Annotated in this window: 13 protein-coding genes; all 13 read left to right on the top strand. The window is 62.4% G+C overall.

Features of this window, described 5'->3' with window-relative positions; genetic code table 11:
* Positions 1-109: 109 nt before the first annotated feature.
* The 13 genes from C5F71_RS13650 to C5F71_RS13710 all read left to right on the top strand — a co-directional run bounded on the left by C5F71_RS13650 (position 110) and on the right by C5F71_RS13710 (position 16,753).
* Positions 110-352, top strand: a complete 243-nt coding sequence (locus C5F71_RS13650; RefSeq protein WP_029298808.1) for a DUF2789 domain-containing protein — start codon at positions 110-112, stop codon at positions 350-352.
* Positions 353-577: 225 nt separating this feature from the next.
* Entirely contained in the window at positions 578-988 is a 411-nt protein-coding gene (locus C5F71_RS13655) for a MarR family winged helix-turn-helix transcriptional regulator (protein ID WP_029298811.1), read from the top strand.
* On the top strand, positions 985-3,063 hold the full coding sequence (locus C5F71_RS13660) for an FUSC family protein (RefSeq protein ID WP_104911308.1): 2,079 nt from the start codon (positions 985-987) through the stop codon (positions 3,061-3,063). Before C5F71_RS13655 ends, C5F71_RS13660 begins: the two co-directional genes overlap by 4 nt.
* Positions 3,060-3,269, top strand: coding sequence for a DUF1656 domain-containing protein (locus C5F71_RS13665; protein ID WP_029298814.1), 210 nt, complete (start codon positions 3,060-3,062; stop codon positions 3,267-3,269). The genes C5F71_RS13660 and C5F71_RS13665 overlap by 4 nt, the downstream gene beginning before the upstream one ends.
* Positions 3,266-4,156: an efflux RND transporter periplasmic adaptor subunit gene (locus C5F71_RS13670; protein WP_104911309.1), complete on the top strand. Its 891-nt coding sequence runs from the start codon at positions 3,266-3,268 to the stop codon at positions 4,154-4,156. Before C5F71_RS13665 ends, C5F71_RS13670 begins: the two co-directional genes overlap by 4 nt.
* Complete coding sequence (locus tag C5F71_RS13675; protein WP_104911310.1) at positions 4,153-5,595, top strand: efflux transporter outer membrane subunit; 1,443 nt, start codon at positions 4,153-4,155, stop codon at positions 5,593-5,595. Before C5F71_RS13670 ends, C5F71_RS13675 begins: the two co-directional genes overlap by 4 nt.
* An 81-nt stretch (positions 5,596-5,676) precedes the next feature.
* Positions 5,677-6,309 carry a hypothetical protein gene (locus C5F71_RS13680; protein WP_029298821.1) on the top strand — a complete coding sequence of 211 codons (633 nt, stop codon included), beginning with the start codon at positions 5,677-5,679 and terminating at the stop codon, positions 6,307-6,309.
* Positions 6,310-6,636: 327 nt separating this feature from the next.
* Entirely contained in the window at positions 6,637-8,133 is a 1,497-nt protein-coding gene (locus tag C5F71_RS13685; protein WP_104911311.1) for a YdgA family protein, read from the top strand.
* Positions 8,134-8,434: 301 nt separating this feature from the next.
* A complete protein-coding gene (gene pgaA, locus C5F71_RS13690; protein WP_104911312.1) occupies positions 8,435-10,885 on the top strand; it encodes a poly-beta-1,6 N-acetyl-D-glucosamine export porin PgaA in 2,451 nt (816 codons plus the stop codon).
* A gap of 12 nt (positions 10,886-10,897) precedes the next feature.
* Positions 10,898-12,898 (top strand): poly-beta-1,6-N-acetyl-D-glucosamine N-deacetylase PgaB, encoded by a 2,001-nt coding sequence (gene pgaB, locus C5F71_RS13695; RefSeq protein WP_029298824.1) that lies wholly within the window; start codon positions 10,898-10,900, stop codon positions 12,896-12,898.
* Positions 12,899-12,901: 3 nt separating this feature from the next.
* Complete coding sequence (gene pgaC, locus C5F71_RS13700) at positions 12,902-14,248, top strand: poly-beta-1,6-N-acetyl-D-glucosamine synthase (protein WP_029298825.1); 1,347 nt, start codon at positions 12,902-12,904, stop codon at positions 14,246-14,248.
* Positions 14,245-14,712, top strand: a complete 468-nt coding sequence (pgaD, locus tag C5F71_RS13705; RefSeq protein WP_104911313.1) for a poly-beta-1,6-N-acetyl-D-glucosamine biosynthesis protein PgaD — start codon at positions 14,245-14,247, stop codon at positions 14,710-14,712. Before pgaC ends, pgaD begins: the two co-directional genes overlap by 4 nt.
* A 322-nt stretch (positions 14,713-15,034) precedes the next feature.
* Positions 15,035-16,753 (top strand): ShlB/FhaC/HecB family hemolysin secretion/activation protein, encoded by a 1,719-nt coding sequence (locus C5F71_RS13710; protein ID WP_104911314.1) that lies wholly within the window; start codon positions 15,035-15,037, stop codon positions 16,751-16,753.
* Positions 16,754-16,767: the final 14 nt, after the last annotated feature.

Below are 16,767 nucleotides of genomic sequence, written 5' to 3' on the forward strand. Positions count from 1 at the left end.
CAAAGGTGAAGATGATAGCGTGAACATTGCAAGATGTTGCACCGGTGGCAGCCATTCGCTGAGTTTTATCGGTCTAGACTGTGGGCAATTACCTGGTTTTGGAGTTGTCATGGAATCGCCTGTTCACAGTCTGCCGTCATTGTTCAAACAGCTTGGGTTGCCCGATGACGCCCTCAGCATTGAGCGTTTTGTTGCCGTGCATTCGCCGCTCAAGGCGGAGTTGAAATTGGAAGATGCGTTTTTCTGGACGGATAGCCAGAAGGCTTTTTTGCGCGAGGAAATCCTCGAGGATGCGGATTGGGCGCACGTGGTGGATGAACTGAATGTGCGGTTGCGCCGCAGTCGCCTGTAGGAGCGAGCTTACTCGCGAAGGTCGGTAACGATGGCGTGGGTAGCTTGGATCAACGCGGTGTATTGGCGTTTTTCGCGAGCAAGCTCGCTCCTACAGGCCACGCCCGCCGCCTATCAGGGAATTTGTATCAAAAGTTGACGAGATTCCATTCCTCGATCATATTGATAGTTAGCAAACTAACTGTATGCGAATTATCCCGTGTCCCACTCCCTCGAACACCTTCACATGAGCCTCAGCAGCAGCATGGTGGCTGGCGCCCGTCACTGGCGCAAAATCTGCCAGAGCACCCTGGTGAGCTACGGTATTTCCGAAGCCTGCGCAGTGCCTTTACTGATGATCGGCCGTCTCGGCGACGGCGTGCATCAAGTCAAGGTGGCCCAGGCCTCGGGGATGGAAAGCCCGTCCCTGGTGCGCCTGCTCGACCAACTGTGCAGCAGCGGTTATGTGTGCCGCACCGAAGATATCCACGACCGCCGCGCCAAGGCCTTGAGCCTCACCGAGCGCGGTCGGGAGCTGGTGCAAGCCGTGGAGGCGCAACTGGTGCGCCTGCGTCGTGAAGTGCTGGCCGACATTGCGCCCACCGATATGCAGGCCGCGCTGCGTGTGTTGCGCGCCTTTGAGGCGGCGACGCTTTGAACGGATTTTTCAGCGGCTTTCCGCCCGCTCGCGACTGGTTCTACGGCGTGCGTACCTTCGCCGCCTCGATGATCGCGTTGTACATCGCCATGCTCATGCAAATGCCGCGTCCGTATTGGGCGATGGCCACGGTGTATATCGTCTCCAGCCCGTTTGTCGGCCCCACCAGTTCCAAGGCGTTGTACCGCGCCATCGGCACCTTGATGGGCGCGGCGGCGGCGGTGTTTTTTGTGCCGATGTTTGTACAGTCGCCCTACATTCTGGTGGTGGTGATTGCGTTGTGGACGGGCACTTTGCTGTTCCTCTCCATGCACCTGCGCACAGCCAACAACTACGCCTTGATGCTGGCCGGCTACACCCTGCCGCTGATCGCCCTGCCGGTGGTGGATAACCCCCTGGCGGTGTGGGATGTGGCCGAGGCGCGGACCGAAGAAATCTTCCTCGGCATCGCAGTGGCCGCCGTGGTGGGCGCGATGTTCTGGCCGCGCCGCCTGATGCCGGTGTTCGATGGCTCGGTGGCCAAGTGGTTTGCCGATGCCCAGGTCTACAGCCAGCGCTTTCTGACGCGCAATGTGCAGCCTGAAGAAGTCAGCAACCTGCGCGGCGGTATGGTCGCCACCTTCAACACTCTCGAATTGATGATCGGCCAGTTGCCCCACGAAGGCGCACGGCCGCAGACCGTGCGTAACACCAAGGAACTGCGTGGGCGCATGATCCACCTGCTGCCGGTGGTGGATGCCCTGGATGATGCGCTGTACGCCATCGAACACCGCGCTCCGGAGTTTCTCGATCGCCTCACGCCGATACTCCAAGCCACCCAGCAATGGCTGCAAGACACCCAACAAGGCGCACCGCTGGAAAGCTGGCGCGCCTTGCGTGACCAGCTAGACGCCCTGCAACCCCAAGGCGAAGCGCTGGACGATCGCCACACCCTGCTGTTTTCCAACGCGCTCTACCGCCTTGGTGAGTGGATCGATTTGTGGCAAGACTGCCGCAGCCTGCAAGCCGCCATTGAGTGCGAAAGCCAGGACACCTGGCGCGCCGTCTACCGTCACTGGCGGCTGGGCCGGCTCACGCCATTTCTTGACCGTGGCCTGATGTTTTACTCGGCGTTCTCCACCGTCACCGCGATCATCGTCGCCTCGGTGCTATGGATTCTGCTGGGCTGGACCGACGGCGGCAGTGCGGTGATTCTGGCGGCGGTGGCGTGCAGCTTCTTCGCCTCGATGGACGACCCGGCGCCACAGATTTATCGGTTCTTTTTCTGGACGGCAATGTCGGTGCTGTTCGCCAGCCTCTACCTGTTTCTGGTGCTGCCCAACCTGCACGATTTCCCGATGCTGGTGCTGGCGTTCGCGGTGCCGTTTATCTGCATCGGCACCCTCACCGTGCAGCCGCGCTTTTACCTGGGCATGTTGCTGACGCTGGTGAACACTTCGTCATTCATCAGTATCCAGGGGGCCTATGATGCGGACTTCCTCAACTTCGCCAACGTCAACCTGGCCGGTCCCGTGGGCCTGCTGTTTGCCTTTGTGTGGACGCTGATCGCCCGGCCCTTTGGCGCCGAACTGGCGGCCAAGCGCCTGACCCGCTTCAGCTGGCGCGACATTGTCGGCCTCACCGAACCTGCGACCCTGGCCGAGCACCGGCACATGGCCGTGCAAATGCTCGACCGCCTGATGCAACACCTGCCGCGCCTGGCCCTCACTGGCCAGGACACCGGCATTGCCCTGCGTGATTTGCGGGTGGCACTGAACCTGCTCGACCTGCTGGCCTACTCGCCGCGCATCCTCGGCGTGCCACGGGTGTTGCTCAACCAGGTGGTCGAAGGTGTCGGCGCTTACTTCAAGGCCTGCCTTAAAGCCGGTGAGCGCTTGCCCGCGCCCAGCGGCCTGTTGATGACCCTCGATCGCACGCGCCGCGCGCTCAACGGCCAGGGCCTGCAAGGCGAGGACGACACCCGCCTGCACCTGTTGCACGCCCTGGCCGGCCTGCGCCTGGCGCTGTTGCCTGGGGTTGAATTCATTGGCGGCGCCCAGATGCAAGCGCCGCTGCCCGATGGAGCGCCTCTATGATCGGTGACCTGGATATCAGCGGGGTGTTCCTGCCCACGCTGCTGGTGCTGATGGGCATTACGTATGGCTTTTACCTGGTGGTGCACGGGCTGTTGAACCGCGTCCACTTCTATCGCCTGGTCTGGCACCGGGCATTATTCAATGTGGCTCTCTACGCGCTGTTGCTGGGCGCTGTGGACTCACTCAGTCGATACCTGATGACATGAAAAAACCTTTTTTGACTATTGGCCGTGTGGTCCTGACGTTGCTCGTAGTGACCTTCGCCTGCGTCGTGGTTTGGCGCATGGTTATGTATTACATGTTCGCCCCCTGGACCCGCGACGGGCATATCCGTGCCGACATCGTGCAGATCGCCCCGGACGTGTCCGGGCTGATCCAGCAAGTGGACGTGCGCGACAACCAGTTGGTGACCCGTGGCCAGGTGCTGTTTTCGGTGGACCAGGACCGCTTCAAGCTGGCCCTGCGCCAAGCCCAGGCGGCCGTGGCCGACCGCCAGGAAACCCTGGCCCAGGCCCAGCGTGAAGCCAAGCGCAACCGGGGCCTGGGCAACCTGGTGGCCAGCGAGCAGCTGGAAGAAAGCCAGTCCCGCGTGGCCCGCGCCCAGTCGGCCCTGGCCGAAGCGCAGGTGACGGTGGACAGCGCCCAGCTCAACCTCGACCGCTCGGTGATCCGCAGCCCGGTGGATGGCTACGTCAACGACCGTGCGCCTCGGGCCCAGGAGTTCGTGACCGCCGGGCGCCCGGTGTTGTCGGTGGTGGACAGCAATTCCTTCCACATCGACGGCTATTTTGAAGAGACCAAGCTGGACGGCATTCATGTCGGCCAGAGCGTGGATATCCGCGTGGTCGGCGATAGCGCGCGCTTGCGCGGGCATGTGCAGAGCATCGTCGCCGGGATCGAAGACCGTGACCGCACCAGCGGCTCCAACCTGTTGCCCAACGTCAACCCGGCCTTCAGCTGGGTGCGCCTGGCCCAGCGGATCCCGGTGCGCATTGCGTTTGACGATGTGCCGGCGGACTTCCGCATGATTGCCGGGCGCACGGCCACCGTGTCGATCATCGATGATCAGCCCAAATCCGGAGACCAGCCATGAAGCAACTGCTGGCGACCGCCGGGCTGGGGCTGCTGCTGTCGGCCTGCCAGGTAGTGGGCCCGGATTACCAGTTGCCGGACACCGCCGCCGTCAACCGTGGCGACCTGCAGGGCCAACTGGCCGGGCAGGGCAACAATGTGGTCTCGGCCCCGGTACCCGCCGATTGGTGGAAGCTGTACCAGGACCCGCGCCTGGATGAACTGGTGCGCCAGGCCATGGCCTCCAATACCGACTTGCGCGTGGCTGCGGCCAACCTGCAACGGGCGCGTTTCCAGGTGCAGGAAGCGCAATCGGCGGGCGGTTGGAGCGGCGGGGTCAAGCTCGGCGCCCAGCGTTTGCAGGAGTCCGGCGAAGCCTTTTTGCTGGCGGACAAGGTACCGGTGGCCAATGTCGGCGATATCGGCATCACTACCTCTTATCAGTTCGACCTGTTCGGCACCCTGCAGCGCGGTATCGAAGGCGCCCAGGCCAACGCCGACGCGACCCAGGCCGCCGTGGATACCGCGCGCATCACCCTGGTGGCGGACGTGGTGCGCTCCTACACCCAGGTGTGCGCGGCCAACGAAGAGCTGCACATCGCCCGCCAGTCCCTGGATTTGCAAGCCCAAAGCACACGCCTGACCCAACGCCTGCGCGACGCCGGGCGCGGTGATGAAACCCAGGTCACCCGTTCGCAAACCCAATTCAAGTCGCTGCGTGCCGAACTGCCGCGCTTTGAGGCGGCGCGCCAGGCCGGTTTGTTCCGCCTGTCGATGCTCCTGGCCAAGCCCCTGGACCAACTGCCGGCCGGCACCCGCGATTGCGCCGAGTTGCCGCATATCGCCCAGTTGCTGCCGGTGGGCGACGGTGCAACCCTGCTCAAGCGTCGCCCCGACGTGCGCCAGGCCGAACGCCGGCTGGCGGCGGCGACGGCGGGAATTGGCGTGGCCACCGGCGAGTTGTACCCGGATATCAGCATCGGCGCCTCCATCGGCACCGTGGGTATTATCGACAACCTTGGCAAGCCGGCCACCAACCGCTGGGGCTTCGGCCCGCTGTTGAGCTGGACGGTGCCGTCCAACGGCTCGCGCGCGCGCATCCATGAAGCCGAAGCCGCGACCCAGGGCGCTTTGGCGCACTTCGACGGGGTGGTACTCAATGCCATCCGCGAGACCCAGACCGGGCTGGCGCAATACACCGCGCAACTGCAGCGCCGCGATGCGCTGGCCGAGGCCGAGCAGTCGGCGCAACAGGCCGCCGACCAGACGCACCGCTTCTTCCAGGCCGGCCGCGAGTCGTTCCTCGCCGACCTGCAAGCCACCCGCACCTACACCGACATGCGTGCGCAACTGGCGCAGGCCAACACGCAGGTGGCAATGAGCCAGATCGACCTGTTCCTGGCCTTGGGCGGCGGCTGGGAAAGCGGACGAACGCACGGTGCAGAACCCGGCAAACCCTGAGGCGATTGCTATGCTTTGATCAGACGGGCTTGCGTGATGGCCCGCTGATCACTGCCTGCGTTGCTCATGGGGATTCCAATAATGAAAAACCCTTATGCTCCCGCTTTCTGGTGCGTGCTCTTCGCACTGGTGTTGTTATCGGCGACTTACTTCTACGGTGTCATGCTGGCCCATCAACTGGATAAGGCCATGGTGTTCCTCGACAGCGCCTGCGCGCTGATCGCCGCATTGTCCGTTGGCGTGGTGGCCTGGGCGTCCTACCAGGGCCAGCGCACCCAGAAAAAAATCCTTGAACAAGGCAAGACGCGGGTCGCGATCTGGGACACCAAGGTCGCCCTGCGCCGGGTCGAAACCGTGTTCGACCGCTACTTCTGGGGCAGCTACTGGCAGCCTGGGCGGACGTTCCAGGAAGTCATGGGCGAACTGACCGGCACCCCCCTCGAAAAAAGCCTCGAGGCCCTGAAAAAACAATGCGTGCTGCTCGACCGGCAAGTGGCCGAAGGGCGGCACTGGCTGAACAACGCCCGGGAGCTGTCCGACGTCGCCACCGCCATGGCCCGCGAGCGTTACCAGTTGGACTTCTACGACCCCAAGGCCGACACCCCGGGCAATGCGGTGATCCACCGCGAGTTTGAAGTGCTGGTGTACACCTGGACCGCCCGGCTGAAGAGCTTCGACCACCAACTCGACGAAATCGAGATGGAATACTCCTGACTAAGCGCAACACGTCCCCGTGGCAATCGGGCCTGCTGTGGCGAGCGGGCTTGCCCCGCGCTGGGCTGCAAAGCAGCCCCAAAACCTGCCCCCTTGGTGTATCAGGAAGACCGAGGGGGGGGCTGCTTCGCAGCCCAGCGGGGGACAAGCCCCCTCGCCACAGTGTTCCCTGTCCACCCCCTGGACCCCGGCGCTCGCCACAAGAGATTGCAACGAGCCCCCCCGCCAGTGCTAACCTTGCCCCGTTTTCGGCGGGCTTGAGCCGACGCCCACTTCGGGAGTCAGGGAAGACAGCCCACTTCGCACAGGATTGGATCAGGACACTTCATGAATAAATCAGCCGTTGTACTCTTGGGTTTTGTTGCCGCCGTCGGCGTGGTCAGTGCCGGCGGTGCCTGGTACACCGGCAGCCAGCTGGAAGGGGTGTTGAAAACCACGATCGAAGACGCCAACAAGGAGATGGAACGCTCCCTGGCCGGTGTCGATGGCCGCATGACCCTGGAGATGGTCTCCCTGGATCGCGGCTGGTTCAGCAGCACCGGCCACTTCCGCCTCAAGGCCGAAGGCGCGGCGTTCGGTGAACAGTTCAAAGACAGCGAGCTGCTGTTTGTCGACCGTATCGAACACGGCCCGCTGCCTGTCTCGCGCCTGATTACCCTGAAGTGGTGGCCGGTGCTGGCTACCAGCCATCTGGCCCTTGAGAAGAACCCGACCACCGAAAAATGGTTCGCCGCCACCAAGGATGTTTCGCCAATCAACGGCGTGGCCAACATCAGCTTCAACCGTTCGGTGAACGGCAACATGGAACTGCTGCCCCTGGAGTACAAGGACGCCACCACCAGCGTCAACTTCTCTGGCCTGAAGATGGACTACTTCAACACCGCCAAGGGTGAAGAGATCAAGGTCAATGGCTACATGGACGCCCTCAAGGTGGACCTGGTCGGCCCTGATGGCGCACCGTTCCAGGCGCAACTCAACGGCCTGACCGTGGCCAGCAACCTGTCCAAGAGCAGTTTCGGCTTTTATGTCGGCCAGAACACCGTCGAGCTGAGCAACACCCAGTTCACCTTTGGTCCACAACAAGCGGTGCTGACCGTCAAAGGCTTCGAGCAGAAAGACAGCAGCGAGACCAAGGACAACAACCTCAGCGGCCGTGTTGATTACAAAGTCGCCGAGATCGGTTACCAGGGCAAACCAGTCGGTTCGGCGGCCATGGCCGTGAGCATGAAGAACATCGACGTGCCGTCGGCCATGGTGCTGACCAAGCTGTATCAGGAAAAGATGCAACCGGTGCAGGCTGCCCAAGCTGCCGGCCAACCGATTCCAGAACTGCAACTGAGCGAAGCCGAACAAGTGCTGGCCCAGGCCAATGTCGACCTGCTGCTGGCCGCCAAACCGCAAGTGGCCCTGGAAAACCTGGCCCTCAAGACCGCCAATGGCGAAAGCCGCTTCAACCTGGTGGTAGACCTGACCAAACCGTCCACCATGGAGCTGCCACCGGTTGAACTGGCCAAGCAGATGATTACGCTGCTGGATGCCAACCTGACCCTGTCCAAGCCGATGATCTCTGACATTGCTGCACTGCAAGCGCAGATCGGTGGCGTGACCGACCCCAAAGCCATCGAGCAGCAATCCCAGATGGCCAGCGAGATGGTCAGCGGGATGGCCGTGGGCACGCAACTGGCAACCCTGGAAGGCAACGACATCCTGGCCAAGCTGCACTACGCCAACAATGAAGTGACCTTCAATGGCCAGAAAATGACCGTCGAGCAGTTTATCGGCGGCGTACTGGGCAAGCTGGGTGCGGTCAGCGGCGCGCAATAAGCCCCTGTAGGCCAACACCGAAGCAAAAATGTGGGAGCGGGCTTGCTCGCGAATGCGGTGTATCAGTCAACATATCCATGACTGACCCACCGCATTCGCGAGCAAGCCCGCTCCCACATCTGATCTCCACTGTTTTGTAGGACGATTCTGAACAATTGTCCTGATTTGCCCAATTCCATACCCTTCTCAAGGATATTGCGCCCCAGGAAAGCTTGGCCGGGTCCCCAGACACCGGCGGCCTGATGCGTGTTGTACAGGCGAACCTATCGCTACAGCTTTCCCGAGTAAGGAAGCTGACGACATGCTGCGTAATTTCTCTCCCACCGGCCCTGGCCGTCTGCGTCTACTGATCGGTGCCGTCCTGCTGCTGCCAACCCTGGCCGTGGCCGATCCTGCCTACGACTCCCTGATTCGCCAGGCCCGCACCGGCAACTACACGCCGGCGCTCAACCTGTTGCGCCAATTGACTGCCGAACGCCAGACCGCTGGCCAGGTCAGCGACCACCTGCTGATTGCCAGCTGGGCGCGCCAGGATGATGAAGTACTCAAGGTCTATGAGCGCCAGGGGCGCCAGCGCCAACTGACCACTCAAGCACTGACCACCGTGGCCCGTACCTACCGCAATCAACAGCGTTGGGCGCCCGCCGAGGCCGTGTATCGCCAGGCGTTGCTGCGCGAACCGAACAACCCGCAGCTGCAACTGGGCCTGGCCCTGACCCTGGCCGATGGCGGCAAAGCCGCCGAAGCCGTACAGCGTGCCCGCACCCTGGTGGTGGCCAAGCCCGAGGATGTCGAGCGGCGCATGGCCCTGGGCTACGCGTTGTCCCGTGCCGGGCAGCCGTTTGATTCACTGTTCGAGTTCGACCAGGCGTTTATCCGCGCCGGCAACCAGCCCGAGGTGGTGCGCGAATACCTGATCGCCCTGCAACGTGCACGTATGCCGGAACCGGCCTTGCGCCTGAGCGCGCTGCACCCCGGCCTGCTGGACCCGGTGACCCAGCGCCGCCTGGAAGGTGACTTGGCTGCCGAACGTGTGCGCCTGGCTGAATTCCCGACGCGCAGTGAAAGCGAACGTTTTGTGATCGCCGACCGCGCCCTCAAGGATTACGACCAACTGCTCGCCACCTGGACCCCGGATGCCAGTGCCCATGACGATGTGGTGCGCTGGCGTATCGACCGGATGGGTGCGCTCAAGGCCCGTGCACGTACCGCCGAGGTGATCCACGACTACGAAGCCTTGCAAGCTCAAGGCGTGCAACTGCCCGGCTACGCCCTGCGCTGGGTGGCCGCCGCCTACCTCGATCAACGCCTGCCGGAAAAGGCTGCGCCGCTGTTTCGCCAAGCGGTGGCCGCGCCGGACGCCGACCCCAGCAACCAAGTGGTAGACAGCACCGCGCTGTACTACTCCCTGCTGGAAAACGACCAGACCGGCGAGGCCCGCGCCGTCGCAAACGACCTGGCGAGCACGCAAAAGCCTCGGGTCGAACTCAAGGGGCTGCCCCTCGGCAACCCCAACGACGCGTGGCTGGCTGCCCAGCAACTGGCGGCTCAGGCCGCGACCTACGGCGCCGATCTGCCAACCAGTGAAAAAAGCCTGGAGAACCTGGTGCGCACCTCGCCCGGTAATGTCGGCATGCGCGTGGCCCAGGCGGACATGTTCCGCGCCCGCGCCTGGCCGCGGCGTGCCGAGATTGCCCTCAAGGACGCAGAAAACCAGAACCCCCGCCATATCGACTTGGAAGTCTCCCAAGGCTACAACGCGCTGGAGCTGCAGGAGTGGCGCCAGCTTGATGTGCTCGCCGATGACGTGGTCGACCGCGCCCCGGAAAACCGCCAGGTCCAACGCCTCCAGCGCCTGCGCAAGGTGCATGAAATGGCCGAGCTGCGCATCGAAGCCGAGACCGGTAAAAGTCATGGCGGCGGGGCGGTGTCGGGTAGCCGCGACTGGGGCATCGAAACCCTGCTCTACAGCCCGCCCATCGATGAAGACTGGCGGATATTCGGCGGTATCGGCTACGCCACCGCCGACTTTGAAGAAGGCACTGGCCACCACCGCTGGCAGCGTCTGGGCGTGGAACGGCGCACCCGCGATATGACCCTGGAGGCCGAAGTCTCCAATCATTCCTACGGCAAAGGCACCAAGCAAGGCGCACGCCTGGCGATTGCGCGAGACATCAACGACCACTGGCAGTACGGGGGCAGTCTTGACTACCTGGCCGCCAGCACACCGTTGCGTGCGCTCAATGCCAACGTCACGGCCAATGGCGGCAGCGGGTTTATCCGCTGGCGCGCCAACGAGAGCCGTGAGTGGAGACTGGCGCTGAGCCCGTCCCACTTCAGTGACGGCAACGACCGTGTCGAGGCGCTGCTCAGCGGCCGTGAGGGCGTCTACCGCTCGCCGGGCGTGCAAGTGGACCTTGGCCTGGAAGTCGCCGCCAGCCGCAACAGCAAGGAAGAAGCCGCGTATTTCAACCCGCGTTCAGACTTCAGCGTGCTCCCCACGGTGAGCGTCAACCATGTGCTCTATCACCGCTACGAAACCCAGTGGAGTCAGCAGTTCCAGGCCGGTGCGGGCACCTACAGCCAGCGCGATTACGCCACCGGCGCCATTGGTTTGCTCAGTTACGGCCAGCGTTATCGCTGGAACGACGTACTGGAAACCGGCGCCAACCTGAGCTGGATCAACCGACCTTATGACGGTCAGCGCGAAAGCGATGTGCGCCTGCTCGTCGACCTCACTTACCGTTTCTAGAAGAGTCCGATCATGACCCTTGTTTCCCGTTGCCTGCTGGCCCTGGGTTTTTTGCTGAGCAGTGCCTGTGCCCAGTCCCCCGCGCCTTTTACGCCACCTGCCGAACGACTCAAACCGGTCAACGAAGCGCCGTGGCCGAAAAACCATTTCCTGGGCATTGCCTACCACGATGTCAACGACCGTGACCCCGACCAGAGAGTGGTGGCGGTGCGTACCGAACGCCTGATCGAACAGTTGTCCTGGCTGCGCGAGAACGGCTACCAGGCGGTCAGCGTCGACCAGGTCCTCGCCGCCCGCGCCGGTGGGCCACAGCTGCCGCCCAAAGCCGTCATGCTCAGCTTCGACGACGGCTATTCGAGCTTCTACACCCGCGTGATGCCGATCCTGCGTGCCTACCAGTGGCCGGCCGTGCTGGCGCCGGTGGGCAGTTGGGTCGACACGCCGTTGAACCAACCGGTGGATTTTGCCGGCGTGCCCCGTGACCGCGGGGAGTTTTTGACCTGGCAACAAGTGCGCGAAGTGGCGCAATCGGGCCTGGTGGAAATCGCCGCGCATACCGACGCCCTTCACAAAGGTGTGCTGGCCAACCCCCAGGGCAACATGGAGCCGGCTGCGGCTACCCGGCGCTATGACCCGGTCACCCGCAGTTATGAGCCCGAAGCGCAGTTCCAGGCGCGGATGCGCGCCGACGTCGCGGCGATTTCCAATAAAATCCGCGCCGTTACCGGCAAGGCCCCGCGTGTGTGGGTCTGGCCATACGGGGCGGCGGACGGCACCTCCCTGGCGGTAGTGGGCGAGCAGGGTTACCAGATGGCGCTGACCCTGGAGGACGGCCTCGACAACCTCGGCAACTTGATGAGCAGCCCGCGCTTTCTGGTGGACAACGACCCGTACGGCGAAGACTTCGCCAACAGCATGGTCTCGGCGCAGGTCAAAGCGCCGATGCGCGTACTGCATGTGGACCTGGACCAGGTCTACGACCCGGACAAGGCGCAAGAAGTGCGCAACCTCGACGCATTGGTCCAGCGCGTGCTGGACATGGGCGTCGACACCGTGTTCCTGCAGGCGTTTGCGGACCCCAAGGGCGATGGCCTGGCGCGTTCGCTGTACTTCCCCAACCGCCATCTGCCGATGCGCGCCGACCTGTTCAACCGCGTCAGCTGGCAGTTGCACACCCGTGGCGGCCTGGTAAAGGTCTACGCCTGGATGCCGGTGCTCAGCTTTGCCCTGGACCCCAAGCTGCCCCGCGTCAGCCGTTGGGACCCGGCCACCGGCAAGGTGGACGTCGATCCGAAGCAGTACCAGCGGCTGTCGCCGTTCGATCCCAAGGTGCGCAAAATCATCGGTGAGATCTACGAAGACCTCGCCCGTACCAGCGCTATCCATGGCGTGTTGTTCCACGACGACGCCGTGCTTTCGGACTTTGAAGACGCCAGCCCCCAGGCCCTGAAAACCTACGCAGCCAACGGCCTGCCGGGCAGCATCCAGGCACTGCGCGCCGACCCGGAGGTGATGCAGCGCTGGACCCGTTTCAAGAGCCGCTACCTGATCGACTTCACCCATGAACTGACCGCCAAGGTCCGCACCCTGCGCGGCCCGGAAGTGCTCACCGCGCGCAACATCTTCGCCGAACCGATGCTCAACCCGGCCAGCGAAGCCTGGTTTGCGCAGAACCTCGACGACTTCCTCCAGCACTACGACTGGACCGCGCCGATGGCGATGCCATTGATGGAAGGCCAGTCGTTGAAAAATTCCAATGCGTGGCTGGAAAAACTCGTGGCCACGGTCAAGGCCCGGCCTGGGGCGATGCAGCGCACGGTCTTCGAATTGCAGGCCAAGGATTGGCGCACCCCGGCCGCCCCGGATCTTTCCGGTGCGCAAATGGCCGAGTGGATGGGCGTGCTCAAGCGCCAGGGCGCTAGCAGTTTTGGCTACTACCCCGACAACTTCCTGGAGAATTCGCCGGATCTGAACACCGTGCGTCCGGCCCTTTCCAACAAATGGAATCCTTGACTCATGTTCGACAGAATCCTAGCTCTTCTCGTTTTGGCATTGGTGTTGGGTGTGCCCCTGGGCCTGATCTTCCTGGTCACTGGGCAGTTCCTGATGGAGTTCGTGTTTTTCTACCCGTTGTTCATGTCCGGGCTGTGGATCGCCGGTGGCCTGTACTTCTGGCTGCACTGGGAACGCCACTGGCCATGGGCCGATGACACCCCGGCGCCGGTGCTCAAGGGCGAGCCGCTGATCTCGATCCTGATCCCTTGCTACAACGAAGGCGACAACGCCGCCGAGACCATTGGCGCGGCGTTGGCCCAGCGTTATCGCAACCTGGAAGTGATTGCGATCAACGACGGCTCCAGCGACAACACCGCCCAGGTGCTCGATGCCCTGGCGCTGCATGAGCCGCGCTTGCGCGTGTTGCATCTGGCGCAAAACCAGGGCAAGGCCGTGGCCCTGCGCATGGGCGCCGTGGCGGCCCACAGTGAATACCTGGTGTGCATCGATGGCGACGCCTTGCTCGACCGCAATGCCGCTGCCTACCTGGTGGCGCCGATGCTCGACAACCCGCGTCTGGGAGCGGTCACCGGCAACCCACGGATCCGCACGCGCTCGACCTTGATCGGCCGGGTGCAGGTGGGCGAGTTCTCTTCGATCATCGGCTTGATCAAGCGTACCCAGCGGGTGTTCGGGCGGATCTTCACCGTATCCGGCGTGGTGGTGGCGTTTCGGCGGGCGGCCCTGGACCGGGTCGACTACTGGAGCACCGACATGATCACCGAAGACATCGACGTGAGCTGGAAGCTGCAACTGGACCACTGGAGCATCTTCTACGAACCGCGCGCGCTGTGCTGGATCCTTATGCCGGAAACCCTCGGTGGCCTATGGAAACAGCGCCTGCGCTGGGCCCAGGGCGGCGCCGAAGTGCTGTTCAAGAACATCCGTGGGATCTGGCAATGGCGCCACCGCTACCTGTGGCCGCTGCTGTTCGAATACTGCCTGTCCACCGGCTGGGCCTTCACCTTCCTGCTGTCGGTGATCTTCTGGGGCGTGGGCAAAGTCGTGCCGTTGCCCGAGGCGATTGCCGTCGGCTCGCTGATGCCGCCGGCCTTCACCGGCTTGCTGCTGGCGGTGGTGTGCCTGGTGCAGTTTGCCGTGAGCATCATGATCGACCGGCGCTACGAGCGCGGCCTGTGGAAAACCCTGTTCTGGACCGTCTGGTACCCGCTGGTGTTCTGGCTGGTGAGCCTGTTCACCACCCTGGTCAGCTTCCCCAAAGTCCTGTTCCGCCAACATCAAAAACGCGCGCGCTGGGTCAGCCCGGATCGCGGCATCAAGGCACCTGCCAAGGAAGTGAACCCATGAACCTGATCCGCACCCCGCAGCGGCCTGTGATGCAGGCCATCGATATCTTCCTGACCCTGATGGCCTGGGCTGGCCTGGTACTCCTGCTGGTGCGCGGCCTGGTGCCGATGCTCGATAGCAACGGCGGCCCACGCATCGATGCACCGATTTTCGCCGCGTTGAACACCTTGCAGATCTACCTGTGGATCGCCCTGTTCAATGCGGTGCTGCTGATCACTTGGGCGCGCTACCAACAACGGCGCGGCAAGCAATTTGCCCAGCGCCGTGCGGCAACCAAGGCGCTGAGTGACCACGGCCTGAGCGAGAGCTTCCGGTTGGCGGCGGGGGAGCTTGAGCAACTGCGCAGGCCTGGGGTGTTGGTGATTCATAACGATCAGGAGGGTGGGGTGCAGGCGGTGACGTCGCATCATTCCCGCGAGGTACGGCGGCCAGGGTTGAAACTGGTGGTGGGGCAGGAAGGCTAGGGCTGTAGGAATGATTACTTTAATTATAGGAGTTATCTCTAATTTTTTAGGAATGGTCCTATTTGGTTGGTTTGCAGATAACAAGACAATGTGAAGTGAGGCTGACACGGGACTGAAATTTCGTCAAAACCCGTATCACTTTTGATACCACTTGTCGGAAATTGAGAGTGTGTTTCAAGTAATACATTTTCGCATTTATAATTTATTGATAATTATCAATCGGTTAAGTGGTTTTGGCTGAGTGATTAAGGGTTAGCCAAAATATTGGCTGGCGATTTTTTCGATGTTAGTTTGCCATCCCTCGCAATTCGATGGAGCGAATATGTCTTTTTTAGTGCCAAGGATTCGGCTGCTGCTGGGCGTCTGCTTGACGTGCGTTGCCTTGAATAGTGCAACGGCCGCCACGTTTGCTGGCGATCAAGAGCTGATCCGCGAGCGGCAAAATCGCCTGCTGGAAGAACAACAACGCCGCCTCGAAGAGCTCAAGAGCCTGCCCGGTAAATCGGCTGAGCCGGCGGCTTCTGTTGTGCCAGTGGATACCCGCTGCTTCCCCATCAAAGACATCGAACTCAAGGGCGCTGACAGCCTGTCCGCGGCTGACCGCGAACGCTTGCTCAAGCCTTATATCGACCAATGCCTGGGCGTCTCGCAACTCAATGCGTTGCTCAAGGCGATCACCGACTACTACATCGACAAGGGCATGGTCACCAGCCGCGCCTATCTGCCACAACAGGACCTGTCCACCGGGCATCTGCAAGTGTTGGTGGTGGAGGGCAAGCTCGAAGGCTTGAAAGGCGCCGACAACAGCCACCTGTCGGACCGCGAGTTGGCCATGGCCTTTCCTGGCAAAAACGGCGAGTTGTTGAACCTGCGGGAAATCGAGCAGGCCATCGACCAGCTCAACCGTTTGCCCTCCAACCAGGCCCAAATGGAACTGGCGCCCGGCGATGCCGTGGGCGGCAGTTCGGTGCTGGTGAAAAACACTCCGCAAAAGCCTTGGCGCGCCAGCCTGTCACGCAATAACGACGGGCAAAAAAGCTCTGGCGAACAGCAATGGGGTACCGGTTTTGAATGGGACAGCCCCCTGGGGCTAGCGGATCAGCTGATTCTGCGCGGTGGCCACGACGCCATCAGCGATCATCAGAAAACCTCGAAAAACGCCATGCTGTATTACAACGTGCCGTGGGGTTGGTGGAACTTCAACTACAGCTACAACCAGAGCGATACCCGCTCGCTGATCCAGGGCGACGGTTTTGACTTCAAGCAAACCGGCGACAGCCAGAACCATCAACTGCGGGCCGAGCGGGTGGTGCATCGTGATGCCCTGAGCAAAACCTCGCTCAGTGTTGGCCTGGCTCACCTGCGTACCAACAACTACATCGAAGGCAGCCGCCTGGATGTCAGCAGTCATCGCCTCAGCGAGCTGCAGTGGGGCATCAACCACGGGCGGCGGGTCGGCAATGCCTTTGTCAACGTCGACCTGGGCATGCAAAGCGGTACCGGCTTGCTTGATGCCCAGGCCGAAAACGAACGTGACCGTTTCGGCAATCGGCAGGCCAATTCGCGCTACCGCAAATACACCGCCACCGTCAGCTACCTGCAACCGTTCACGTTGTGGGGAGAGTCGTTCAGCTTTACCAGCCTTGCCACCGGCCAACGCAGTGAAGACATGCTGTTCAGCCCGCAGCGCATGAGCCTTGGCGGTTCGTCTTCAGTGCGCGGGTTCAAGGACCAGCAACTGACCGGCGACAGCGGCGGCTACTGGCGCAACGACCTGCGCTGGTCGCGGCCGGTGCTGGTGGACTGGCTGCGCCCGGCCTTTGGCGAATACGGCGTGAGCCTGGGTTACGACCAGGGCGTGATCCGCAACGACCGCTACAACCGCGAAGTACATGGCCGTGTCTCCAGCAACTCCGTGGAGCTGTTCGCCCGCGGCAAGCATGTCAGTACCAGCGTGACCTTTGCCCACTCTTTGGAACGTCCGGCAGCCATGAACGAGCGCGAAGCGCCGATCTATTTCCGGATGGATTTCTACCTGTAATTCAACGTTTAGCC

The organism is Pseudomonas sp. LG1D9 (assembly GCF_002949995.1).
GTDB classification, from domain to species: Bacteria; Pseudomonadota; Gammaproteobacteria; order Pseudomonadales; family Pseudomonadaceae; genus Aquipseudomonas; species Aquipseudomonas proteolytica.

Bases quoted from the DNA above. Each gene is read 5' to 3' on its own strand.
- C5F71_RS13650 (WP_029298808.1), top strand. From the start codon at position 110: ATGGAATCGCCTGTTCACAGTCTGCCGTCATTGTTCAAACAGCTTGGG.
- C5F71_RS13655 (WP_029298811.1), top strand. From the start codon at position 578: ATGAGCCTCAGCAGCAGCATGGTGGCTGGCGCCCGTCACTGGCGCAAA.
- C5F71_RS13665 (WP_029298814.1), top strand. From the start codon at position 3,060: ATGATCGGTGACCTGGATATCAGCGGGGTGTTCCTGCCCACGCTGCTG.
- C5F71_RS13670 (WP_104911309.1), top strand. From the start codon at position 3,266: ATGAAAAAACCTTTTTTGACTATTGGCCGTGTGGTCCTGACGTTGCTC.
- C5F71_RS13675 (WP_104911310.1), top strand. From the start codon at position 4,153: ATGAAGCAACTGCTGGCGACCGCCGGGCTGGGGCTGCTGCTGTCGGCC.
- C5F71_RS13680 (WP_029298821.1), top strand. From the start codon at position 5,677: ATGAAAAACCCTTATGCTCCCGCTTTCTGGTGCGTGCTCTTCGCACTG.
- C5F71_RS13685 (WP_104911311.1), top strand. From the start codon at position 6,637: ATGAATAAATCAGCCGTTGTACTCTTGGGTTTTGTTGCCGCCGTCGGC.
- pgaA (WP_104911312.1), top strand. From the start codon at position 8,435: ATGCTGCGTAATTTCTCTCCCACCGGCCCTGGCCGTCTGCGTCTACTG.
- pgaB (WP_029298824.1), top strand. From the start codon at position 10,898: ATGACCCTTGTTTCCCGTTGCCTGCTGGCCCTGGGTTTTTTGCTGAGC.
- pgaC (WP_029298825.1), top strand. From the start codon at position 12,902: ATGTTCGACAGAATCCTAGCTCTTCTCGTTTTGGCATTGGTGTTGGGT.
- pgaD (WP_104911313.1), top strand. From the start codon at position 14,245: ATGAACCTGATCCGCACCCCGCAGCGGCCTGTGATGCAGGCCATCGAT.
- C5F71_RS13710 (WP_104911314.1), top strand. From the start codon at position 15,035: ATGTCTTTTTTAGTGCCAAGGATTCGGCTGCTGCTGGGCGTCTGCTTG.